We start from the raw sequence: 22,382 nt of genomic DNA, 5'->3' as shown, positions 1-22,382 counted from the left end.
CTTAGAATGGCATATCTCCATCATCTACTGGAGTCATGTCATTATCAAAGCCCATTCCGCCAAATACATCATCTGCAGAATGTGAATAATCAGAACCGCCACCGTTGAATGAACCACCGTTATTGCTTCCTCCATTACCTTTTGATAAGAAGGATACACCGTTAAATGTATCAGCAACAACTTCGGTTACATATCTCTTAGTGCCATCTTTTGCATCATAAGATCTAGTTGTAATTCTACCACTTATAGCAATTTGACTACCTTTACTCATGTATTGAGCAGTGTTCTCAGCTTGCTTTCCCCATATTACTACAGGAATAAAGTCAGCAGATTTTTCACCAGTCTTACTGTTGTAATTATCAATCGCTAATGTTAAGGTGGTAACAGCCGTTCCATTACCAGGAGTATATCTTAGTTCTGGATCTTTTGTTAATCTTCCTATAAGTATTACCTTATTCATTTAAAACACCACCTAATTAGTTTTCTTGTTTAACAACAATGTGTCTTATAACACCATCAGTAATTCTGAATACTCTATCTAATTCTTTTGGTAATTCAGTGTTAGCTTCAAAGTTTATTAAAGTATAGAAACCTTCGTTAACTTTAGCAATTTCATAAGCAAGTTTTCTCTTACCCCAGAAATCTACGTTTTCGATAGTTCCTCCACCATTTTCTATAACACCTTTGAACTTTTCGATGTTAGCTTTAACAGCCTCTTCATCTAATGATGGGTGTAATATAAATATAGTTTCGTACTTTCTCATCATTTTCACCTCCTCCCCTCGGACTCACGGCTACACTTTGTGTAGCAGGGATTACAATTTAAAATTTTATCACTATAAATATTTATTTTCAAGTTTTTTTTATTTTATTTGTCTTTATTTTATAACCTTTTTTGCTTCTTTTTGGAACTTTACCCTTGGAAGCATCACTATTCGCCCACAACCTACACATTTTATTTTTATATCAGCGCCTAGCCTAATCACTTCAAATTCTTTGCTACCACAAGGATGTTGCTTCTTCATTTCAACTATATCTCCAAGGTCAAACTTATCTATCATTTCCTACCCCTCCTTTTTAGTATTTATCTTACCATTGAATATTCATTATTTTCTCTCTTATATATATTCTTATAAGATATATTTCCTTCATTTATTACTTTATTTACTGCTTCTTCATCATCTAATCTTACACATAAACCACAGCTTTGAGTTATTGAGGTTGGTGTAGGCATCATTCTAAAGGATAATCCCATTTCCTTCACAGTTTTTTCTCCGCTCATAGCATCTAATGTATTTTTAAATACTATTATATAATATTTCATCTTTATATCACTCCCTGATGGCATATTTACAATTATTTAATACCCATAGTATATTATACTTATTTTTCAATATATACAAAATATTTTGCTATTGATTTTTTAAATTTTTCTTCTATTATAATTTATAAAGGAAATTTTTTGATTTTTTATATTAATATACTTTAAGGAGTTTTTTATGAATGTTTATTTAGATAATGCTAGTACTTCTTTTCCTAAGCCTAAAGCGGTATGTGATTCTATATATAATTTCTTAACTAATATTGGTGGAAATAGTGGACGTTCTAATCATACCAATGCTTTGGAATCAAATAGATATGTCTTTGATACAAGAGAAAACATCGCTTCATTTTTTAATTTTCCTAAGATAGAAAATGTTATCTTTACTAATAATATAACCTCATCCCTTAATATACTTATAAATGGCATATTAAAAAAAGGAGACCATGTAATCACATCTTCTATAGAGCATAATTCTGTTATAAGACCTCTATGGAACTTAAAAGAATCTAATATTATTGACTTAGATATAACAGAAGCAAATAGCTTAGGAATAATTAATGTGGAAAGTATCAAGGCTTTAATAAAACCTAATACAAAACTTATCATTCTAACTCATGCTTCTAATGTTTTAGGAACTATTCAACCTATAAAAGAAATCGGAAAACTTTGTAAGGAAAATAATATATTCTTTATTTTAGATAGCGCTCAAAGTGCTGGTGTACTTTCTGTAGATTTTTCAGAGTTAAACTTAAGTGCTTTAACTTTTACAGGTCATAAAAGTTTACTTGGTCCACAAGGTATTGGTGGTTTTATAATAAGTGATGAGCTAAATGAAATATGCATCCCATTTATCTTAGGTGGTACTGGTAGTCTTTCTCACGCACTAAATCAACCTGACTTCCTACCTGATAAATTTGAATCTGGAACATTAAATATTCCAGGAATAGTTGGCTTAAACGAAGGCCTTAAATTTATTAGAAAAGAAGGTCTTAAAACCATATATGAACATAATAGCTATCTAAGAAAATATCTTGTAGAAGAAATATCTAATATACCAAACTATAAAATATACGGTGATTTATCACCTGAAAAAGGAACTACTTGTATATCATTTTCACATGATAAATTAGATATAAGTGAATTATCATACATTTTAGATTCTGATTTTAGAATAAGCAATAGAAGTGGTCTTCACTGCTCTCCACTTGCTCATAAAACCATCGGTACATATCCTAATGGAACTGTCAGATTCAGTATCGGCTATTTTAATACTATAGAAGAAATAAAATACGTTATCCATAGTTTGAATAAAATAAATAAATTATATTAGAAATCTTTTTTCATTGAATACTATGTTTTTCTAATGCCCATACTCATAAATAATGAAATTGTTTTGAAATTATTTATAGGAGGTAATAAATGAAAGATATGTGTTGTATTGATGGTTTTTCTCCCACTTCAAGTTCAGAGATTAAAGCATATTTCATAAAAAATTTAAAGCCCATTATCGATGATAATAGAGACATAATTTTTTTATGTATTGGCACAGATAGAAGTACTGGAGATTCTTTGGGTCCATTAATAGGTTATAAACTTAAACCAATTATTCCCAAAAACATATATGTATATGGCTCTTTAGAAAGCCCTATTCATGCCACCAATATACTTACTATATTAGATAAAATTAAAATCAATTTTAATAATCCCTATATAGTTGCCATAGATGCTGCATTAGGTTCAGTTCATAATATCGGCAAGATAATTATTGAAAACAAGCCTTTATCACCTGGTGCTGCCTTTAATAAATCCCTACCACCCATAGGTAATATGTCTATTAAAGGTATTGTAAATATTTCAGGTTGTATGGATTTTACCTTACTTCAAAATACAAGGTTATATACTGTTATGACTTTAGCTGATTCTATTTCAAATGGTATAAGCTTATTTTGTAAATTAATAAAAAAATCTGTATCAAACTGAATAAGTTTGATACAGATTTTTTTATATTATTCTTTGCTCATTGCTTCATTTAAAACATGTAATTCTTCTTCTGATAATTCATATCTAGATATACCTTTATCTATTGGTTTTGCATAAGTAGTACTATCTTGTCTGCTATATATACCTGTTAAAACAATACCATCATTATGTGAATCTAAAAGTGCAATAGAAAAGCTTAAATCACTTCCTACATCTTCAAAAGCTTTATATCTCATTATTGCCACTTTATTAACACAGCCTTTTAATGCTTCTTCAAATCCATTGGTGATTTCTAATGATTTTTGAGAGTTTTGTACTGCTTCTTCAATTCTATCTAAATTACTATTTATAAGTTCCTCGATACTTCTTCCTTTAGATCCACGCATCATCTTTTTATATCTCTTATTAACCTTGCTTACTGATATCATTAATACTATTGTAATTAAAAATAATAGTATCGTGATTATTGCTAATCCTAAAACTATAAAAATCGAATATTCATTAATAATATTTAATATCTTATCCATTTATTCATTTTCTCCCTTTCAATGTTTCACGTGAAACATTATAGCTTAATTATATCTAATATTCTTTGTAAGTCCTCATATGAATAATATTCAATCTCTATTTTCCCTTTATTATTTTTATTGCTTATATTTACCTTAGTTCCAAAATACCCTTGTAACCTTTCAGTAATATCCTTGTAGTATGGATTTAACTCTTCATTTTCTTTCTTATGTGGTTTAGCAACTTTCTTTTCTTTGCAATCCTTTATAAATTTTTCAAGTTCACGTACTGATAGCTTATCATCGATAACCTTTTGTGCCACTTCACACTGTAGATTAGCCTCATTTATTGAAAGCAGTGCTCTTCCATGCCCCTCTGAAATCACACCTTCAATTAAATATTGCTTTACTCCTTCAGAAAGATTCAATAATCTCATGGTATTAGTTATAGCTGTTCTTGATTTTCCCAGTCTCTTACTTAACTCTTCCTGTGTCAGATTAAACTCTGATATAAGCTTCTTATAAGCATTTGCTTCTTCAATTGAATTTAAATCTTGTCTTTGTATATTTTCAATTAAAGATATTTCCATAACTTGCTTGTCTGTTAAATCCATTATTATTGAAGGAATTTCTTTTATTCCTATAAGCTTAGCAGCTCTCCAACGTCTTTCTCCTGCCACAATAATATAATTATTACCTACTTTTCTTAATATAATAGGCTGTATAATTCCATTATGTTTAATAGACTCTGCCAATTCTAATATTTTTTCATCATCAAATAATTTTCTTGGCTGTTCATTATTGTTTTTTATTAAGTTAATATCAATAAGTGCTACTCCATCTTTATTATTTTCTTTTTTACTATTAATATTATTAGATACTTCGTCTGGAATTAAAGCATTTAATCCCTTGCCTAGCCCAAATTTCTTACTCATAATATCACCTTTCTATTGTCTATCTAAAAACTCTTTTGTAAGCGCCTTATATGCATCAGCACCCTTACATTTTTCATCATACAGCATTATAGGCAGGCCAAAACTTGGTGCTTCTGCTAATCTAATATTTCTTGTAATTGTAGATTTGTATACTTTGTCTTTAAAGAAATTCTTAACTTCAGAATATACTTCATTGCTTAAATTAGTCCTATAATCATACATAGTCATTAATACGCCTTCTATATCTAAATCTGGGTTTAAAGACTTCTTAATTAGCCCTATGGTATTCATTAATTGACCAACACCTTCTAATGCATAGAATTCACATTGTATTGGTATTAACACTGAATTTACTGCTGTTAAAGCATTTATTGTTAAAAATCCTAATGATGGTGGACAATCTATAAAAATATAGTCATATTGATCTTCTACAGTTTTTATTTGCTCTAATAGTATTGTTTCTCTATTTTCTTTATTTATTATTTCAACTTCAGCACCAGCTAATTCCATGGTAGATGGTGCTATGTATAAGTTTTGTATTAATTCACTTTTTAATATAACATCCTTTAAAGGTACATCTGCTATTAAAACATCATACATAGAAAATTGTAGATTTTTCTTATCTAACCCTAATCCGCTTGTAGTATTTCCCTGGGGATCTATATCAATTGTTAATACTTTATATCCTTCCATAGCTAAACATGCACATAGATTAATATTTGTTGTAGTTTTTCCTACTCCGCCTTTTTGATTAAAAATACATATCTTCTTCATAAAACTCCCTAATTTCTGGGATTAATCCCCCCTCTCCTCTTTATATTATATATAGTTTTTTTACATAATAAAAGTACAGACACTATAAAATTTCGGTAAATTGTTTCACGTGAAACAATTCAAAATAGATTTGTAAAATCTATTTTGAATTTAACCCATATGCAAATTAAGAATTAACGCTTCACCAGTTAATCACTTCCGTAACTTTTTATATACTTTTATATAAAAATTTAATTAGCCTTAATTAAAAAATGGACACGCTAGTGTCCACCTTTTTTATTGATTTTTAGGTATAAAAACAATAATTTATTAACCATTTTATATTATTGTTATAAATATTATTCTATAGCGCTTACTAAAAAGAAAGTGCTATAGAATTTATAAAACATTTTATTTTAATGGATTTTTATTTACTGTTCCAGCTTTTCTAGGATACTTTTTATTACATTCCCTAACTTTTAATACTTCAACTATATTATGTCTTAAATCTGTTCCTTCTATAGATACTTCTATTATATTTTTAAGCTCTCCACCTAATATTTTAATAGCTGCTTTTCCATTTTCTAATTCTTCTTCTATAGCTGGTCCCTTTAGAGCAACAAAATGCCCATTTTTCTTTACATATGGCATGCAAAATTCTGATAATACAGCCATATTTGCTACTGCTCTAGAAGTAGCCACATCGAACTTTTCCCTAAGTTCTGGATTTCTTGCTCCATCTTCTGCTCTTGAGTGAATTGTTGTAACATTAGTTAGTCCTAACTCTTTAATTACAAGATTTAAGAAGTTAATTCTCTTATTTAATGAATCTAAAAGAGTTATTTTTGCAGTTGGATGCATAATAGCTATAGGTATTCCTGGAAAACCAGCACCTGTCCCTACATCTATTATCGTATGAGCTTCTGCTATAGCTTTAGACTTAAATGCCTTTATACAATCAACAAAATGCTTTTTAATAAACTCTTCATCTTCTGTTATGGCTGTTAAATTTATTTTTTCATTCCATTCTTGAACAAGTCTCATATATTTAATAAATTGCTCATATTGCTTTTCACTTAATTCAAGATTTACATCATTAGCTGCTATTTTTAATTCTTCAAAAAATCTCATATTAGACCTCCTTATTTTTCTTTTTGCTTTGATTTTCTAAGTAAATTACTAAAACTGAAATATCAGCTGGAGAAACTCCTGAAATTCTTGAAGCTTGCCCTAAACTTACTGGTCTAATCTTTTCTAATTTTTGAATAGCTTCTATTCTAAGACCCTTAACATCATTATAATTTATATCTTCAGGTAATAATTTTTTCTCAAATTTTCTAAATTGGTTTACTTGAATCATTTGTGCTTCTATATATCCTTCATACTTAGAAATAATGTTCATTTGTTCACCAATATCTTCTTTAAGTTCTGGTCTTTCTGGATCTAAAGGTGCTAATGAGAAATAATCAACTTCTGGTCTCTTAATTAACTCATACATACTTATAGGCTTTTTAAGTTCTGCTGAGCCTAAACTTACTAAAAATTCATTAACTTCTTTCTTATTTGTTATTTGTAAGTTTTTAAGTCTTTCTATTTCATTTTCAACAGCTGTTTTTCTTTCTTGGAATCTTTCATATCTAGCATCTGAAACTAATCCTACAGCTCTTCCTATTTCAGTTAATCTAAAGTCAGCATTGTCTTGTCTTAAAATTAATCTATATTCAGCTCTTGAAGTCATCATTCTATATGGTTCATTAGTTCCTTTAGTTACTAAGTCATCAATTAAAACTCCTGTATATCCATCAGAACGAGTTAAAATCATTGGATCTTTTCCTTGAACCTTAAGTGCAGCATTTACCCCTGCAACTAATCCTTGTGCAGCTGCCTCTTCATATCCAGAACTTCCATTTAATTGTCCTGCTCCATATAATCCACTTATTGCTTTAAACTCTAATGTAGATTTAAGTTGCGTTGGATCTATTGAATCATATTCAATGGCATATGCTGTTCTCATTATTTCAACATTTTCTAACCCTTCTAATGTTCTATACATTTGAATTTGTACTTCTTCTGGTAATGATGATGACATACCAGCTACATACATTTCTAATGTATCTTCCCCTTCTGGTTCAATAAATATTTGATGTCTATTCTTATCTGGGAACTTCATTACCTTATCTTCTATTGATGGACAATATCTTGGGCCTACCCCCTCAATAGATCCATTATACATAGGTGATCTATCAATATTATCTCTTATTATATTATGAGTTTCTTCATTTGTATAAGTTAGCCAACAAGATACCTGTGGTCTATCCACATTATCATGCATAAATGAAAATGGTACAATTTTATCATCACCTGGTTGTTCTACCATTTTAGAAAAATCAATAGATCTCATATTAACTCTTGCTGGAGTTCCAGTTTTAAATCTTCTTGTAGAAATTCCTAAATCCATTAAACTTTGTGTTAATTCATTGGCTGCTGCTAATCCATTTGGTCCACTATTATATGTAGTTTCCCCAATAATTATCTTAGCTCTTAAATATGTTCCTGTAGTAAGTACTACAGCTTTACATTTGAAGAATGCACCATTTCTAGTTAATACACCAACTACTTTTCCATCTTCAACTTCAATATCTATTACTTCTAACTGTCTTACATCTAAGTTTTCTTGCTTTTCTAAGATAGATTTCATTCTTTCTTGATACTTCTTTCTATCAGCTTGTGCTCTTAAAGAATGTACTGCCGGACCTTTTGATGTATTAAGCATTCTTGATTGGATAAATGTATGATCAATATTTACCCCCATTTCTCCTCCTAAAGCATCAACTTCTCTAACTAAGTGACCTTTAGCAGTTCCTCCTATATTAGGATTACAAGGCATTAATCCTATAGAATCTAAATTAATAGTACATACTAATGTTTTTAATCCCATTCTTGCTGAAGCAAGTGATGCTTCACACCCTGCATGACCTGCTCCAACAACAATTACATCATATTCTCCTGCATCGTATTTATATTTATGTTTCATTTCTTATTTCTCCTACTTTCCTACACAGAAATCGCCAAAAATTTTATTAACTAAATCTTCTTCTAATTCATTACCTGTTATTTCGTTCAATGCTTTTAAAGAAGACATTACATATATTGAAATTAAATCTAAATATTCATTTCTTTGTACTCTTACCAATGCTTCTTCTGCATTTTCCAATGCTCTTATCAATGCCTGCTTATGTCTTGAATTAGAAATTATAAGACTTTCTGTTTCAATAGCTCCGCTAAAGAATAAATCTTTTATATTTTGCTTTAGTTCATCTAATCCTATTTCTTCCTTGGCAGATATTCTGATTATATTTTCAAAATCTTTGATATATTTTTCATCAAGTTTTTGCTCTAAATCAATTTTATTTAATATTAAAACTGTTTTCTTACCTTTAACTTGCTCTATTATTTCCTTATCGTCTTCACTTATTTCTCGTGATGAATCCATTACTAATAATATTAAGTCAGCTTCTTCTAACTTTTCTCTAGATCTTTCTACACCAATTTTTTCTACAACATCTTCTGTCTCTCTGATACCTGCTGTATCTATAATTTTTACTGGCACTCCATCTAAATTTATGTACTCTTCTATGATATCTCTAGTTGTACCAGCTATATCAGTAACTATTGCCCTCTTTTCTCTAAGCAATGCATTTAACAAAGAAGACTTTCCTACATTTGGCTTACCTACAATGGCTAAGCTTAATCCTTCTCTAATAATCTTTCCTGCATCTGCTCCTTTAAGTAGCACTTCCATTTCTTCAATACCACTCTTTAAGCTTTTTTCCACGTTTTTAGGGATACTTGGATCTATTTCTTCATCATCCTCTGTAAAATCTACTGCAAACTCAACTAAAGCCATTACATTAAGCATATATTCTCTTAATTTATTGATATGTCTTGATAAATACCCTGAACTTTGCATTAAAGCAGACTTCATAGATAAATCTGTCTTAGCTCTTATAAGATCCATAACAGCTTCTGCTTGTGATAAATCAATTCTTCCGTTTAAGAAAGCTCTCTTGGTAAATTCTCCTGGTTCAGCAATTCTTGCCCCAGCTTTAATTATGCTTTCTAGAACCTTATTTGTTGAAACTACTCCACCATGGCAGTTTATTTCAACTACATCTTCTGCTGTAAAGCTTCTAGGTCCTTTCATATAACTTATTATTACTTCATCTATAAGGTCATCACCATCATAAATATGTCCATATTTCATAGTGTATGATTTCATGTTCTTTATATCAGTTCCACTTTTAGCTCTAAATACCTTAGATACTATTTCTAATGCATTTTCACCTGAAACTCTTATTATTGCAATACCACCTTCACCAATAGGTGTAGCAATAGCGCATATTGTATCAAAATCTCGCATTTATATATCCTCCTTAGAATATATTTTATTAGTTATTATACCCTAAATTAGCTAATATTCATTTTACAAGACTATTTTATATAAGTCAAAAAAACAAAAAATGAAAAAAGGTGCCAAAACGGCACCTTTTTTCACTATCTTTTAATACTTACAACTACTCTTCTAAATGGCTCTTCACCTTCGCTATAAGTATTTATATCATTATACTCCTGTAAAGCAGAATGAATTATTCTTCTTTCATATGGATTCATTGGTTCTAATTTATAAGGTCTTCCAGATTTCTTAACCTTATATGCTATCTTTTGCGCAAACCTTATTAAAGTTTCTTCTCTTTTTTGTCTATAATGTTCTGTATCTAAAGAAACTCTCATATATTCATTTTCATGATTCTTATTAACAACTAAAGAAGTAAGATATTGTAATGAATCCAAGGTTTCCCCCCTATATCCAATAACTAATCCCATCTTATCACCACTAATATTGATAGATAGTAATCCTTTTTCTTCTTTAATTTCTAATTCTGCATTTATTCCCATAGCTTCTAACACATCATGTAAAAATTCTTTGGCATCTTCTGCAGCATTTCTCTTAATAGTAACCTTGATTCTAGCTGGTTTTGCACCTATAAGATTTAAAAAACCTCTACTACCTTCATCAATTACCTCTACAGTTACTTTATCTTTATCAACCTTTAATTCCTTTAAAGCAGTTTCTAAAGCTTCATCAACAGTTCTACCATTGACTTCTATTGTTTTCATAGTCTATTCACCACCTATAAGTATTAACTTATTTCTTTTTCTTTTTAGACTTTGGTGCATATACCTTTTTTTCTGCTTCTAGTTTAGCTTTTTCTTCAGCTTTTTTCTTAGCTGGCAAATAATTAATAAAATATGTTTGAACTAATTGAATAATACCTCCAATTATCCAGTAAATAACTAGTATTGGTTGAAATTGAAGTGCCATGAAGCCCATCATTCCCGCCATAACTATGTTCATTGTTGCCATATTCATTGGGCTATCTTCAGTATTGCTAGCCATTGACTTACTTAATAATAATGATGGTATATAAGTACTTAATGCAGCAAATATACCAAGTATTATTGAAGTAAAGTTAAACATGTTTGTTGGCATAGCAAATACATTATTTATGAATAAGAAAGATAAATCAGCACCATCAGTTGGCTGTATATTTCTAAATACATAATATAAAGCAAATAATATAGGTAATGGTAATAATGCAGGAAGACATCCTCCAAACATACTTACATTATTTTCTTTCATCAGTTTTGAAGTCTCTAATTGCATTTTTTGAGGATCATTAGCATACTTTGCTTGGATCTTCTTTAATTCAGGTTGTATTTCCTGCATTTTTGCATTTGACTTAGTAGACTTAATATTTAGTGGTAAAATCAGCAATCTTATTATTAATGTAAATATAAAAATCGCTAATACATAAGAAAGACCTTCTTTATTTTCTGGTATCCCTAAAGATACTATAAAATTGTGCAACGCACTGAAGACTGCAGTCATTCCATTTACTATAGCACTCCACATTCAAAATAACCTCCTCATTTTACAGGATCATATCCCCCGTTTTTGTTAAAAGGATTACACCTTAAAATTCTTTTGATAGCCATACAACTCCCCTTAATGGAACCATATTTTTCTATTGATTCCATAGCATACTGCGAACAAGATGGTACAAAAATACATCTAGCAGGCTTTGTTGGAGAGTAATATTTTTGATATAAATTTATTATTTGCAAAAGCACTTTTTTCATTACAAATATATTCCTGCCTTTTTAAATAAATTTTTCATAGCCCCTTCCACATCAGAATATTTTTTATCCTTTATAGCACTTCTAGCTACAAATACATAATCATATCCTGGCTTTAGTTCATGATAATTTAATCTATAAGCTTCATATATCAATCGCTTGCTTCTACTTCTAACTACGCTATTACCTACTTTTTTACTAACAGATATCCCTAATTTATTATAAGTAAGATTATTATCATCCTTATTCTTCTTATTAGGAAAAATATATAGTACCAATAAGTTGTTAGCATAGGACTTTCCTCTTTTATAAACAAGTCTAAATTCTGCGTTTTTTCTTAATTTATATATCATAAGTAATATTATACGCTCCTTAACTATCTGCATATGCAGAAAAAGGCCACATCTGCGGCCCTTATGCTGTTAATTTTTTTCTACCTTTTTGTCTTCTTCTTCTAAGAACGTTTCTTCCTGATGCAGTAGACATTCTCTTTCTGAATCCATGTTCCTTTTTTCTTTGTCTCTTTTTTGGTTGGTATGTCATGAACATTAACAATGCACCCCCTTTAAGCTAAATTTCTATAGTAAAAACTATATCTTCTTAAATTAAAATTTACCTTATTATTATATATACTTACCTTTTTCGTGTCAATATGAATTAAATGACGTGGACATGTTGATAAAGTTATGCACAGTTTTAAAAATTGTGGATAACTTATTGAAAACCCACATGTATATATGATATTATTAACATAAGTGTGAATAAGTTTGTGAATAACTCAACTTATCCACAATTGTGGATATCTTTGTGTATAACTTGTTCAAATTTATTTGATATTTTGTTATACAGTATGTAGTATTGTCGAATTTACTGGCTTTATGCACTTTTTTTATTGTTTAAAATTACATATATCATATCTGTGGATAAATATATTATAATTATGTTATCTACATATTTGTCAACATGTGAATAACTTTTATTCACTTTATTAACAGCAGCTTGTCTCTGTTGATAACTTTGTGACTAACCTGTGACTAAATTGTTTATAATTTTTTTTGGAGGATAAGCTATATGGAAACTGATTTAAAAAAAATATGGGAAAATACCCTAAATATTATTAAAGGCGAGATGTCTGAAGTTAGTTTTAATACCTGGATCAAAAGTTGTGAGCCTATATCAATTTCATCCAATACTATTAAAATCAGTGTTCCTAATGTCTTCACTCAAGATATATTAGAAAAAAGATATAAAGATTTAGTAATAAACTCAATATATTCAGCTTGCTCTAAGCAGTACAATGTTGAATTTCTTACTGAATCAGAGATCCAAGAAGCTAATTCTAATACACCAGCAGATTCAAGCGAGCAAAGCCATAAAGATTCAATGAGCATTACTGTAAGCGATGAAATGTCAAGTACATTAAATCCCAAATATACCTTTGATTCTTTTGTTATCGGTAACAGTAATAGATTTGCTCATGCTGCATCTTTAGCTGTTGCAGAATCGCCAGCTAAAGCTTATAACCCTCTATTTATTTATGGAGGCGTTGGACTTGGAAAAACTCACTTAATGCATGCAATAGGTCATTACATACTTCAAGGAAACCCAAACGCTAAAGTAGTTTACGTTTCTTCTGAAAAATTTACTAATGAACTTATCAATTCTATTAAAGATGATAAAAACGAGGAATTTAGAACTAAGTATAGAAGTGTAGATGTTCTTTTAATCGATGATATTCAATTCATTGCTGGTAAGGAAAGAACGCAAGAAGAATTCTTCCATACATTTAATACTCTACATGATGCTAATAAGCAAATAATTCTATCATCTGATAGGCCACCAAAAGAGATTCCAACACTTGAAGATAGACTTCGTTCTAGATTTGAATGGGGGCTCATAGCTGATATACAAGCGCCTGATTTTGAAACTAGAATGGCTATATTAAAGAAAAAAGCCGATGTAGAAAAATTAAACGTTCCAAATGAAGTTATGGTTTATATTGCTACAAAAATTAAATCTAATATAAGAGAGTTAGAAGGTGCACTAATAAGAATAGTTGCGTACTCTTCTCTAACCAATAGAGAAATTACCGTTGATTTAGCAACTGAAGCATTAAAAGATATTATTTCAAATAAGCAAAATAAAAATATTACTATTGATCTTATTCAAGATGTAATATCAGCTTATTTTAATTTAAGAGTAGAAGATTTAAAATCTCAAAGAAGAACAAGAAATATTGCATACCCTAGACAAATAGCCATGTATTTAAGCAGAAAGCTTACAGATATGTCTCTTCCTAAGATAGGTGAAGAATTTGGAGGACGTGATCATACAACGGTTATTCATGCTTATGAAAAGATTTCTGAAGGCTTAAAAAGCGATGAAAGCCTGCAACGTACAATAGATGACATAACTAAAAAAATAACTCAAAAATAAAGTTATCCACACCTGTTGATAATAACCTGTGAATAATAGGTGGATATCTTTTTAAAAATTATTAGTGTGTGGATATTGTGGATAAGTGCTCAAATTTGTCACCAACTTATCCACAGTATTTTTTTCTTATAAACATAGAAAAAATCAGTGTTTATGATAGTTATCCACATATCCACATGCCCTACTACTATTATTATTAATAATTATATTATATTATCTATATATATTGTCTATAAATCTATGTGCATAACTGTGCATAACTTTAGGAGGTTGTCTTATGAATTTCATATGTTCAAAACAAAAATTACAAGAAGGTATTTCTATAGTAACTAAAGCTATAACTGGAAAAACTACAATGCCAATTTTAGAAGGTATTTACATAGAGGCTAATGATGAAGGTTTAACACTTATTGGATCAGACATGGATGTAAGTATTGAAACTAAAGTAGAAGCTACAGTTACTACAGCTGGAAAAATAGTCTTAGATGCTAGATTATTTGGTGAGATTATTAGAAAACTACCAAACTCAGATGTAAAAATAGAAATAGCTGATAATGATTTAATACAAGTTACTTGTGAAAAGTCAGTATTTAACTTGGTATACATGAATCCAAGTGATTATCCAATGTTACCAACAATAAACGAGGATTTAAAAGTTGAAGTTCCACAAAATCTATTAAAAAATATGATAAAAGGTACTTCATTTGCTATTGCTCAAGATGAAGTAAGACCAATACTTCAAGGTATTCTTTTTGAAGTAAAAGATAAACAATTAAACTTAGTTGCATTAGATGGATATAGATTGGCCATCAGAAATGAACTTTTAGATATAGATAATGACATAGAAGTCGTAATTCCTGGAAAAACTTTAAATGAGGTATCTAAAATTTTAGAAGATAATTCAGATTTGGTTGAAATTACCTTCACAAGCAATCATATTTTATTTAATTTAAAAACTACAAAAGTAATTTCAAGATTACTAGAAGGTAAATTTGTAAATTATAATTCACTTTTACCTCAAGAACATAAACTAATTGTTAATGTTAAAAAGCAAGAACTGCAAAATGGGATTGAAAGAGCCTCTTTAATGGCTAAAGATGGAAATAGTAACTTAATCAAATTAGATGTACAAGAAGACATTTTAATTATCACTTCTAATTCTCAATTGGGAAAAGTAAGAGAAGAAGTTGCGATAAGTCTGCAAGGAGAAGGGGTTCAAATTGCATTTAACTCAAGATATTTATTGGATGTTCTTAAGAGTATGGAAGAAGATGAAATTGTCATGGAAATGACATCAGGTATAACTCCTTGTGTAATAAAAGGAAAAAATATGAATAATTCAAAATATTTAGTTTTACCTGTTAGATTAGTAAGATAGGAGGAACTTGCATAATAAACGTATATATATGCAAGAAAGATAAAACTATGGAAGTTAAAATTCAAACTGAATTTATAAAATTAGATTCATTCTTAAAATTCTGTGGGGCAGCATCATTAGGTTCAGAAGCTAAAATGTATGTTTTAGATGAATTAGTAAAAGTAAACGGTGAAGTTTGTACTCAAAGAGGAAAAAAATTATATAGAGGTGACATTGTAGAATTTAATGGTGAAACTTTTAAGGTAGTGTAAAGGCTATTTTTTTAAATTAGCTATTAAAAGTTTATATATGTTATAATATTATGGGTGTTTAAGATGTTTATTAAAAGACTACAAATGCTTAATTATAGAAATTATAATGCATTAGATATTGAATTATGTCCTAATGTTAATGTGTTCATGGGAGATAATGCTCAAGGAAAAACTAATATACTAGAAGCTATATATTACTGTGCTTTTGCAAAATCTCATAGAACATCAAAAGATAAAGAACTTATTAATTGGAATGGTGAGCATGCATTTATAAGTGTTGATGTAGGCAGAGAAAGACTTGATAAAAGGATAGATATAAGCATTCTTAAGGACGGAAAAAAATCCATAAGGATTAATAAAATAAAAATAAAAAAAATAGGCGAATTATTTGGGAATTTCAATGTTGTGATGTTTTCTCCGGAGGATCTTAGAATAATAAAAGATTCTCCTGGAGTAAGACGAAAATTTATTGATATGGAATTATGTCAGTTAAATCCTAAGTATTACTATAATCTAGTTCAATATAATAAAGTCCTTAATGAGAGGAATATACTTTTAAGAAATAGAAATACCAGTAGTGAAATGTTGGAAATATATGATATGCAATTGGTTGAATTTGGATATAATATAATTAGGGATAGAATTAAATACATTGAAAGTTTAAACAAGTATGCTGAAAAAATACACTCTGATATCACATCGGGAAAAGAAAAAATAAATTTTAAGTATATTAGTACTATAAAGGACTTAGAAAATATTAAAGAAAATTTTTACACGCTATTAGAAAAAAATAGAAGTAAGGATTGCGATAGAGGAATAACATCCATTGGTCCACATAGGGATGATTTTTTTGTCTATATAAACGATATTGATACTAAGAGCTATGGATCCCAAGGACAACAGAGAACGGCAGTATTAACTATGAAATTTTCATCACTAGAAATAATAAAAGAGCTTACAGGAGAATTTCCAGTTTTACTTTTAGATGATGTATTATCAGAACTAGATTTTAATAGAAAAAAATATATTTTAAGTACAATAGGACAGATACAGACTGTTATTACATGTACTGGTATAGAAGATTTATATGAATATTTAGACGAAAAGGCAAAAGTCTTTAAAGTTAAGAATGGAGAAATTGTAAACTCGTAAGGAAATTCTGTCTTTAGGAGAATAAGTTGGATTGAATAAAGCATTTAAATCTTACTTACAAGGAGGAAATAGTATGTTTTTACATTTAGGAGAGAATGTAGTAGTACCAATAAAAGATGTGATAGGAATATTTGATATACATAATTCTATGTATAGTTCAGATACCATATCTTTTTTAAGAATGGCTGAAGAAGATGGATTTGTTGAAAAAATTTCTAAGGAGAGCCCAAAATCATTTGTTATAGCTGAAGTTAATAAGATGAGTAAGGTTTATTTATCACCAATTTCATCGTCAACATTAACAAAGAGAACGAATATTGATTATAATCCTTAAGTCCGATATTTAGCCTTTAGTTTATATATATAAAAGATTAAGGAGGAATATGTCTTGACAGAAAACAAGCAAAGTTATGATGAAAGTCAGATTCAGGTTTTAGAAGGTTTAGAAGCAGTAAGAAAAAGACCGGGTATGTACATAGGGACTACAAGCTCAAGAGGACTTCATCATTTAGTTTATGAAATTGTTGATAATAGTATTGATGAGGCATTAGCAGGATTCTGTAGCCATATTGAAGTTACGATAAATGAAGATAATTCTATTACTGTAGTAGATAACGGGAGAGGTATGCCAGTAGGAATACATCCAAAGATTGGAAGATCAACTATTGAGGTTATCATGACAGTGCTACATGCTGGTGGAAAATTTGGTGGTGGAGGATACAAAGTATCCGGAGGGCTTCATGGTGTTGGGGCATCAGTTGTTAATGCATTATCAGAAGCTTGTGAAGTTACAGTAACAAGAGAAGGTAAGGTGTGGCAACAAAAATATTCAAGAGGAAATATCTTAGGTGATGTTACTCAAATAGGTGAAAGTGATGGTCATGGTACCAAGACTTGGTTTAAACCTGATCATGAGATATTTGAGACAACAGAATTTGAGTTTGAAATATTACAAAGCAGATTAAGAGAACTTGCTTTTCTTAATAAAGGAATTCGTATCACCTTATCTGATAAGAGAGAAGGTCAAGAAAAGGGTGAAACTTACTACTACGAAGGTGGTATAAAGGAATTCGTAAATTATCTAAATAGAAATAAAGATGTATTACATCCAGAACCAATATATGTTGAGGGAGAAAAGGATGGAATCATCGCTGAAGTATCATTACAATACAATGATGGATATACAGAAAATCTTTATTCATTTGCTAATAACATAGATACAATAGAAGGTGGAACTCATTTAGTTGGTTTTAAGACAGCAATAACAAGAGTTATCAATGATTATGCTAAAAAGTTCGGCCATATAAAAGAAAGCGATAAGAATCTTTCAGGAGATGATGTAAGAGAGGGTCTTACAGCAGTAGTTTCAGTGAAGATATCTGAACCACAATTTGAAGGACAAACAAAGACTAAGCTTGGAAACTCTGAAGTAAGAGGAGTAGTTGATTCAATCGTTGCTGATGGAGTAGGTACATTCTTAGAAGAAAATCCAGCGGTAGGAAAAATAATAATAGATAAAGCATTAATGGCAGCAAGAGCTAGAGATGCAGCGAGAAAAGCTAGAGAGCTTACAAGAAAATCTGTACTTGAAAGATCAACATTACCAGGTAAATTAGCTGATTGTTCTTCTAAAGATCCAATGGAATGTGAAATCTATATAGTCGAAGGAGATTCAGCTGGTGGTTCAGCAAAGCAAGGTAGAAATAGAAAATTCCAAGCTATACTTCCACTGAGAGGAAAGATATTAAATGTTGAAAAACAAAGATTAGATAGAATATTAAATGCAGATTCAATAAGATCAATGGTTACAGCTTTTGGTGCTGGTATTGGAAAGGATTTTGATGTATCAAAGCTTAGATATAACAGAGTCATAATCATGACTGATGCCGATGTAGATGGTGCACATATTAGAACATTATTATTAACGTTCTTCTATAGATATATGAGACCACTTATTGATGAAGGACATGTATTTATAGCTCAGCCACCACTTTACAAGGTAAGCAAAGGTAAAAAAGAAATTTATGCATATACTGATGAAGAGTTAGAAAGTGCTCTTAATGAAATGGGCGGTAAAGATAGTTCAGTTGATATACAAAGATACAAAGGTCTTGGTGAAATGAATGCAAACCAATTATGGGATACTACAATGAATCCAGAAGAAAGAATACTTTTAAAAGCTACAGTGGAAGATGCTATTGCAGCTGATGAAATATTCACTATCTTAATGGGAGATAAAGTTGAACCAAGAAGAGAGTTTATACAAAAAAATGCTAAGAAAGTTAGTAACTTAGATATTTAGTACTAATACGAGGTGAAGTACATGAATTTAAATGAGGGAAAATATATCCATGTTGATATAAATAACGAGATGAAAAAATGTTATATCGACTACGCTATGAGTGTTATAGTTGGTAGAGCACTTCCTGATGTAAGAGATGGTCTTAAGCCAGTTCATAGAAGAATACTTTACTCAATGCAAGAATTAGGATTAGAGCCTCAAAAGGGATACAGAAAATGTGCCAGAATAGTTGGGGAAGTTTTAGGTAAGTATCACCCACATGGTGATTCCTCAGTTTATGATGCATTAGTAAGAATGGCGCAAGATTTTTCTTTAAGATATATGTTAGTTGATGGACATGGAAACTTTGGTTCTGTAGACGGAGATAGTGCAGCAGCAATGAGATATACAGAAGCAAAGATGAATAAGATAGCAGTGGAAATGCTAAGAGACATTAGAAAAGAAACTGTTGATTTTATGCCAAACTTTGATGGAGAAGAAAAAGAACCAGTAGTATTACCTTCAAGATATCCAAACCTTTTAGTAAATGGTTCATCAGGTATAGCAGTAGGTATGGCAACTAATATACCTCCACATAACCTGGGAGAAATTATCGATGGAACAATAATGCTTATAGATAATCCAGAAACTACTGTTTTAGAACTTATGACAGCAATAAAGGGACCTGATTTTCCAACTGGTGCAATAGTTATGGGGAAAGCTGGTATAAGAGCAGCTTATGAAACAGGAAAAGGAAAGATTGTTGTTAGAGCAAAAGCTGAAATTGAAGAGGAAAATGGAAGAAACAGAATAGTAGTTACTGAAATTCCATATCAAGTTAATAAAGCTAAGCTTATAGAGAATATTGCAGATTTAGTGAAGGATAAGAAGATTACTGGAATATCAGATTTAAGGGATGAATCTGATAGAGAAGGTATGAGAATAGTAATAGAGCTTAAGAGAGATGCTAATCCTAATGTAATTTTAAATTTATTATTTAAGCATACAAAGATGCAAGATACATTTGGAGTTATCATGTTAGCATTAGTAGATAATGAGCCGAAAGTATTAAATCTTAAGGAAGTATTAACTCATTATATAGCATTCCAAAAAGAAGTGGTTACTAGAAGAACTATATTTGAACTAAATAAAGCAGAAGCGAGAGCACATATCTTAGAAGGTTTAAAAATAGCACTTGATAACATTGATGATGTAATCAATATTATTAGAAGTTCTAAAAATAGTGATATTGCAAAAAGCACATTAATGGAAAGATTTCAATTAAGTGATAAGCAAGCACAAGCAATCTTAGAGATGAGGTTAAGAAGATTAACAGCTCTTGAAAGAGATAAGATAGAAGAAGAACTTAACGAAATTATGCAATACATTGAATATTTAAATAGTATATTAGCTGATGAAATGAAGCTTCTAGGAGTAATCAAAGAAGAGCTTATAGAGATAAAGAGCAAGTACAACGATGAAAGAAGAACTGAAATTCAAAAAGTAGTTAATGAAATAGATATAGAAGATTTAATTCAAGAAGAAGATGTTGTTATCACATTAACTAATTCAGGATATATTAAGAGAATTTCTGCTGATACATATTCAGCTCAAAGAAGAGGGGGAAGAGGTATTCAAGCAATGACTACAAAGGAAGATGATTTTGTAGAAAATGTTTTAATAACTTCAACTCATTCAGATGTATTATTCTTTACAAACAAAGGAAGAGTATACAAGAAGAGAGCATATGAGATTCCAGATGCAGGAAGAACTGCTAAGGGAACTAATATAATCAACCTTATACCAATAGAACAAGATGAAAGAATTGAAACTGTACTTACTATTGCTGATGAAATAAGAGAAGGATATTTATTCATGGCAACTAAGAAAGGTCTTGTTAAGAAAACTCACTTATCAGAATTCAAGAACTTAAGAAAGAACGGACTTATAGCTATAAGCTTAAGAGAAGGTGATGAACTTCTTAAGGTAAAAGTTACTAGAGGAGATGCTGATATAGTTATAGTATCTGAACATGGTAATGCCATTAAGTTTAATGAACAAGATGTAAGAGCAATGGGTAGAACTGCTGCTGGTGTTAAATCGATGAACTTAAGAGAAGATGATATTGCTGTCTGCATGGATATAGCAGTTGATGATGAAGATTTATTAGTAATAAGTGAAAATGGATTTGGGAAGAGAACTCCTTTAGTTGAATATAAGAGACAAAATAGAGGTGGAGTTGGTTTAATAACATACAAAATAAGTGAAAAAACTGGTAAGGTTGTTGGGGCAACAGTATGTAAGGCTGAAGATGAATTAATGCTTATAAATACAAGTGGTGTAGCTATAAGAATTAATGTATCAGATGTATCTGTAACTAGTAGAGCTACAATGGGAGTTAGATTAATGAGAACTTCTGATGAAGAGAGAATTGCAGCTATAGCTAAAATATCAGCAAGTGAAATGCAAGAAAAAGATCAACAGTTATCATTAACAGATAATCTAGAAAATGAACATTTAGAATTAAATGAAGATACTAGCTTAGATAGATTAGTTGAAGAAGCAGAATCACAAATAGAAAGTGAAGAAGATTAAGAAGAATAATAAAAAGGCTGCCAAGAAATTTGGTAGCCTTTGTTTAATTTACTTGGATAAAATGGGGGTTAAAAGGGAAGAATAGATATAAAATAGTAGTACTCGTAGCCTTGTGTATCACAATGTGATTTTATTAGATTAATAAAGAAAAATAAAGTATTTTAATAATAATTTTAATAAATATCAGTATTTAATTGGTTTTAAATAGAATATAAATGTTAAACTAAAACACGTCGACAGGACAACAAACAACAGTAAAGTTGCTGAAACGACAAACATCTTCATCAAGTAATGAAATGTTACAAAAAAACTTTTGAAAAAAGTATTGACAGTAACAAGATGAGATGATAAGCTATAGAAGTCGCTTAAGGGCGGCAAGATAAAATGGTCTTTGAAAATTGAACAGAATATAGTTAATATAAAACCAGCAATTCTTTTAAGTCTTATAAAGACTCAAAGTAATTTGAGCAAAACAGATTAAACTTTTTATTGAGAGTTTGATCCTGGCTCAGGACGAACGCTGGCGGCGTGCCTAACACATGCAAGTCGAGCGAATGAAATTCCTTCGGGAATGGATTTAGCGGCGGACGGGT

24 protein-coding genes and 1 rRNA gene are annotated in these 22,382 nt (G+C 30.0%); 10 read left to right on the top strand and 15 right to left on the bottom strand.

Annotation, left to right across the window (positions count from 1 at the left end):
* Position 1: 1 nt before the first annotated feature.
* From H8R92_RS12015 to H8R92_RS12000, 4 genes are all read right to left on the bottom strand, one after another.
* Positions 2–460, bottom strand: a complete 459-nt coding sequence (locus tag H8R92_RS12015) for a single-stranded DNA-binding protein (protein ID WP_022210986.1) — start codon at positions 458–460, stop codon at positions 2–4.
* A 16-nt stretch (positions 461–476) separates the two neighbouring features.
* A complete protein-coding gene (rpsF, locus tag H8R92_RS12010; RefSeq protein WP_186835591.1) occupies positions 477–764 on the bottom strand; it encodes a 30S ribosomal protein S6 in 288 nt (95 codons plus the stop codon).
* 114 nt (positions 765–878) lie between these two features.
* Positions 879–1,061: a DUF951 domain-containing protein gene (locus tag H8R92_RS12005; protein WP_022210988.1), complete on the bottom strand. Its 183-nt coding sequence runs from the start codon at positions 1,059–1,061 to the stop codon at positions 879–881.
* 23 nt (positions 1,062–1,084) lie between these two features.
* Positions 1,085–1,324, bottom strand: a complete 240-nt coding sequence (locus tag H8R92_RS12000) for a putative Se/S carrier protein (RefSeq protein ID WP_022210989.1) — start codon at positions 1,322–1,324, stop codon at positions 1,085–1,087.
* Between the two features lie 175 nt (positions 1,325–1,499).
* Here H8R92_RS12000 and H8R92_RS11995 point away from each other — a divergent pair, with 175 nt between their 5' ends.
* The gene (locus H8R92_RS11995; protein ID WP_186835587.1) at positions 1,500–2,654 is read left to right on the top strand and encodes an aminotransferase class V-fold PLP-dependent enzyme; all 1,155 of its coding nucleotides are present in this window, start codon (positions 1,500–1,502) and stop codon (positions 2,652–2,654) included.
* Positions 2,655–2,743: 89 nt separating this feature from the next.
* Positions 2,744–3,304, top strand: coding sequence for a spore protease YyaC (gene yyaC / locus H8R92_RS11990; RefSeq protein WP_022210991.1), 561 nt, complete (start codon positions 2,744–2,746; stop codon positions 3,302–3,304).
* A gap of 26 nt (positions 3,305–3,330) precedes the next feature.
* On the opposite strand, the gene H8R92_RS11985 is transcribed toward yyaC, so the two are convergent.
* The 11 genes from H8R92_RS11985 to rpmH form a co-directional block, all read right to left on the bottom strand.
* On the bottom strand, positions 3,331–3,831 hold the full coding sequence (locus H8R92_RS11985; RefSeq protein ID WP_186835586.1) for a DUF4446 family protein: 501 nt from the start codon (positions 3,829–3,831) through the stop codon (positions 3,331–3,333).
* Positions 3,832–3,869: 38 nt separating this feature from the next.
* Positions 3,870–4,745 carry a ParB/RepB/Spo0J family partition protein gene (locus H8R92_RS11980; protein WP_022210993.1) on the bottom strand — a complete coding sequence of 292 codons (876 nt, stop codon included), beginning with the start codon at positions 4,743–4,745 and terminating at the stop codon, positions 3,870–3,872.
* Between the two features lie 12 nt (positions 4,746–4,757).
* The gene (locus tag H8R92_RS11975; RefSeq protein ID WP_186835585.1) at positions 4,758–5,519 is read right to left on the bottom strand and encodes a ParA family protein; all 762 of its coding nucleotides are present in this window, start codon (positions 5,517–5,519) and stop codon (positions 4,758–4,760) included.
* Between the two features lie 390 nt (positions 5,520–5,909).
* Positions 5,910–6,629 (bottom strand): 16S rRNA (guanine(527)-N(7))-methyltransferase RsmG, encoded by a 720-nt coding sequence (gene rsmG / locus H8R92_RS11970; RefSeq protein ID WP_186835584.1) that lies wholly within the window; start codon positions 6,627–6,629, stop codon positions 5,910–5,912.
* Position 6,630: 1 nt separating this feature from the next.
* Positions 6,631–8,532: a tRNA uridine-5-carboxymethylaminomethyl(34) synthesis enzyme MnmG gene (gene mnmG, locus H8R92_RS11965; protein ID WP_022210996.1), complete on the bottom strand. Its 1,902-nt coding sequence runs from the start codon at positions 8,530–8,532 to the stop codon at positions 6,631–6,633.
* Between the two features lie 12 nt (positions 8,533–8,544).
* Positions 8,545–9,918, bottom strand: a complete 1,374-nt coding sequence (mnmE, locus tag H8R92_RS11960) for a tRNA uridine-5-carboxymethylaminomethyl(34) synthesis GTPase MnmE (RefSeq protein ID WP_186835583.1) — start codon at positions 9,916–9,918, stop codon at positions 8,545–8,547.
* A gap of 134 nt (positions 9,919–10,052) precedes the next feature.
* Positions 10,053–10,676: an RNA-binding cell elongation regulator Jag/EloR gene (jag, locus tag H8R92_RS11955; RefSeq protein ID WP_022210998.1), complete on the bottom strand. Its 624-nt coding sequence runs from the start codon at positions 10,674–10,676 to the stop codon at positions 10,053–10,055.
* 28 nt (positions 10,677–10,704) lie between these two features.
* Entirely contained in the window at positions 10,705–11,472 is a 768-nt protein-coding gene (yidC, locus tag H8R92_RS11950; protein WP_186835582.1) for a membrane protein insertase YidC, read from the bottom strand.
* Positions 11,473–11,486: 14 nt separating this feature from the next.
* Positions 11,487–11,699: a membrane protein insertion efficiency factor YidD gene (yidD, locus tag H8R92_RS11945; RefSeq protein ID WP_186835581.1), complete on the bottom strand. Its 213-nt coding sequence runs from the start codon at positions 11,697–11,699 to the stop codon at positions 11,487–11,489.
* Positions 11,699–12,049, bottom strand: a complete 351-nt coding sequence (gene rnpA, locus H8R92_RS11940; protein ID WP_022211001.1) for a ribonuclease P protein component — start codon at positions 12,047–12,049, stop codon at positions 11,699–11,701. The genes yidD and rnpA overlap by 1 nt, the downstream gene beginning before the upstream one ends.
* A 61-nt stretch (positions 12,050–12,110) precedes the next feature.
* On the bottom strand, positions 12,111–12,245 hold the full coding sequence (gene rpmH, locus H8R92_RS11935; RefSeq protein ID WP_022168296.1) for a 50S ribosomal protein L34: 135 nt from the start codon (positions 12,243–12,245) through the stop codon (positions 12,111–12,113).
* 522 nt (positions 12,246–12,767) lie between these two features.
* Between rpmH and dnaA the strand changes: the two genes are divergently transcribed.
* The 8 genes from dnaA to H8R92_RS11895 all read left to right on the top strand — a co-directional run.
* Positions 12,768–14,132, top strand: coding sequence for a chromosomal replication initiator protein DnaA (dnaA, locus tag H8R92_RS11930; protein WP_186835580.1), 1,365 nt, complete (start codon positions 12,768–12,770; stop codon positions 14,130–14,132).
* A 277-nt stretch (positions 14,133–14,409) separates the two neighbouring features.
* Positions 14,410–15,510 (top strand): DNA polymerase III subunit beta, encoded by a 1,101-nt coding sequence (dnaN, locus tag H8R92_RS11925; RefSeq protein WP_186835579.1) that lies wholly within the window; start codon positions 14,410–14,412, stop codon positions 15,508–15,510.
* Between the two features lie 47 nt (positions 15,511–15,557).
* Positions 15,558–15,761 (top strand): RNA-binding S4 domain-containing protein, encoded by a 204-nt coding sequence (locus tag H8R92_RS11920; RefSeq protein ID WP_022211004.1) that lies wholly within the window; start codon positions 15,558–15,560, stop codon positions 15,759–15,761.
* Between the two features lie 63 nt (positions 15,762–15,824).
* Complete coding sequence (gene recF, locus H8R92_RS11915; protein WP_186835578.1) at positions 15,825–16,913, top strand: DNA replication/repair protein RecF; 1,089 nt, start codon at positions 15,825–15,827, stop codon at positions 16,911–16,913.
* Positions 16,914–16,986: 73 nt separating this feature from the next.
* Positions 16,987–17,247, top strand: a complete 261-nt coding sequence (gene remB, locus H8R92_RS11910; protein WP_022168301.1) for an extracellular matrix regulator RemB — start codon at positions 16,987–16,989, stop codon at positions 17,245–17,247.
* Positions 17,248–17,301: 54 nt separating this feature from the next.
* The gene (gene gyrB / locus H8R92_RS11905) at positions 17,302–19,215 is read left to right on the top strand and encodes a DNA topoisomerase (ATP-hydrolyzing) subunit B (protein ID WP_022211006.1); all 1,914 of its coding nucleotides are present in this window, start codon (positions 17,302–17,304) and stop codon (positions 19,213–19,215) included.
* Positions 19,216–19,236: 21 nt separating this feature from the next.
* Complete coding sequence (gyrA, locus tag H8R92_RS11900) at positions 19,237–21,789, top strand: DNA gyrase subunit A (RefSeq protein WP_022211007.1); 2,553 nt, start codon at positions 19,237–19,239, stop codon at positions 21,787–21,789.
* Between the two features lie 485 nt (positions 21,790–22,274).
* A 16S ribosomal RNA gene (locus tag H8R92_RS11895) occupies positions 22,275–22,382 on the top strand; the annotation flags it as partial.

Origin of the sequence: Clostridium lentum (assembly GCF_014287815.1) — a bacterium.
In the GTDB taxonomy this organism is placed as follows: Bacteria; Bacillota; Clostridia; order Clostridiales; family Clostridiaceae; genus Clostridium; species Clostridium lentum.
Note: the sequence above shows the minus strand (reverse complement) of the source record. Positions and strands in the feature narration are given on the sequence as shown.

What these genes read in the sequence shown, in the direction of transcription:
- H8R92_RS12015 (WP_022210986.1), bottom strand. Translation starts at nt 460, where the DNA reads ATGAATAAGGTAATACTTATAGGAAGATTAACAAAAGATCCAGAACTA.
- rpsF (WP_186835591.1), bottom strand. Translation starts at nt 764, where the DNA reads ATGAGAAAGTACGAAACTATATTTATATTACACCCATCATTAGATGAA.
- H8R92_RS12005 (WP_022210988.1), bottom strand. Translation starts at nt 1,061, where the DNA reads ATGATAGATAAGTTTGACCTTGGAGATATAGTTGAAATGAAGAAGCAA.
- H8R92_RS12000 (WP_022210989.1), bottom strand. Translation starts at nt 1,324, where the DNA reads ATGAAATATTATATAATAGTATTTAAAAATACATTAGATGCTATGAGC.
- H8R92_RS11995 (WP_186835587.1), top strand. Translation starts at nt 1,500, where the DNA reads ATGAATGTTTATTTAGATAATGCTAGTACTTCTTTTCCTAAGCCTAAA.
- yyaC (WP_022210991.1), top strand. Translation starts at nt 2,744, where the DNA reads ATGAAAGATATGTGTTGTATTGATGGTTTTTCTCCCACTTCAAGTTCA.
- H8R92_RS11985 (WP_186835586.1), bottom strand. Translation starts at nt 3,831, where the DNA reads ATGGATAAGATATTAAATATTATTAATGAATATTCGATTTTTATAGTT.
- H8R92_RS11980 (WP_022210993.1), bottom strand. Translation starts at nt 4,745, where the DNA reads ATGAGTAAGAAATTTGGGCTAGGCAAGGGATTAAATGCTTTAATTCCA.
- H8R92_RS11975 (WP_186835585.1), bottom strand. Translation starts at nt 5,519, where the DNA reads ATGAAGAAGATATGTATTTTTAATCAAAAAGGCGGAGTAGGAAAAACT.
- rsmG (WP_186835584.1), bottom strand. Translation starts at nt 6,629, where the DNA reads ATGAGATTTTTTGAAGAATTAAAAATAGCAGCTAATGATGTAAATCTT.
- mnmG (WP_022210996.1), bottom strand. Translation starts at nt 8,532, where the DNA reads ATGAAACATAAATATAAATACGATGCAGGAGAATATGATGTAATTGTT.
- mnmE (WP_186835583.1), bottom strand. Translation starts at nt 9,918, where the DNA reads ATGCGAGATTTTGATACAATATGCGCTATTGCTACACCTATTGGTGAA.
- jag (WP_022210998.1), bottom strand. Translation starts at nt 10,676, where the DNA reads ATGAAAACAATAGAAGTCAATGGTAGAACTGTTGATGAAGCTTTAGAA.
- yidC (WP_186835582.1), bottom strand. Translation starts at nt 11,472, where the DNA reads ATGTGGAGTGCTATAGTAAATGGAATGACTGCAGTCTTCAGTGCGTTG.
- yidD (WP_186835581.1), bottom strand. Translation starts at nt 11,699, where the DNA reads ATGAAAAAAGTGCTTTTGCAAATAATAAATTTATATCAAAAATATTAC.
- rnpA (WP_022211001.1), bottom strand. Translation starts at nt 12,049, where the DNA reads ATGATATATAAATTAAGAAAAAACGCAGAATTTAGACTTGTTTATAAA.
- rpmH (WP_022168296.1), bottom strand. Translation starts at nt 12,245, where the DNA reads ATGTTCATGACATACCAACCAAAAAAGAGACAAAGAAAAAAGGAACAT.
- dnaA (WP_186835580.1), top strand. Translation starts at nt 12,768, where the DNA reads ATGGAAACTGATTTAAAAAAAATATGGGAAAATACCCTAAATATTATT.
- dnaN (WP_186835579.1), top strand. Translation starts at nt 14,410, where the DNA reads ATGAATTTCATATGTTCAAAACAAAAATTACAAGAAGGTATTTCTATA.
- H8R92_RS11920 (WP_022211004.1), top strand. Translation starts at nt 15,558, where the DNA reads ATGGAAGTTAAAATTCAAACTGAATTTATAAAATTAGATTCATTCTTA.
- recF (WP_186835578.1), top strand. Translation starts at nt 15,825, where the DNA reads ATGTTTATTAAAAGACTACAAATGCTTAATTATAGAAATTATAATGCA.
- remB (WP_022168301.1), top strand. Translation starts at nt 16,987, where the DNA reads ATGTTTTTACATTTAGGAGAGAATGTAGTAGTACCAATAAAAGATGTG.
- gyrA (WP_022211007.1), top strand. Translation starts at nt 19,237, where the DNA reads ATGAATTTAAATGAGGGAAAATATATCCATGTTGATATAAATAACGAG.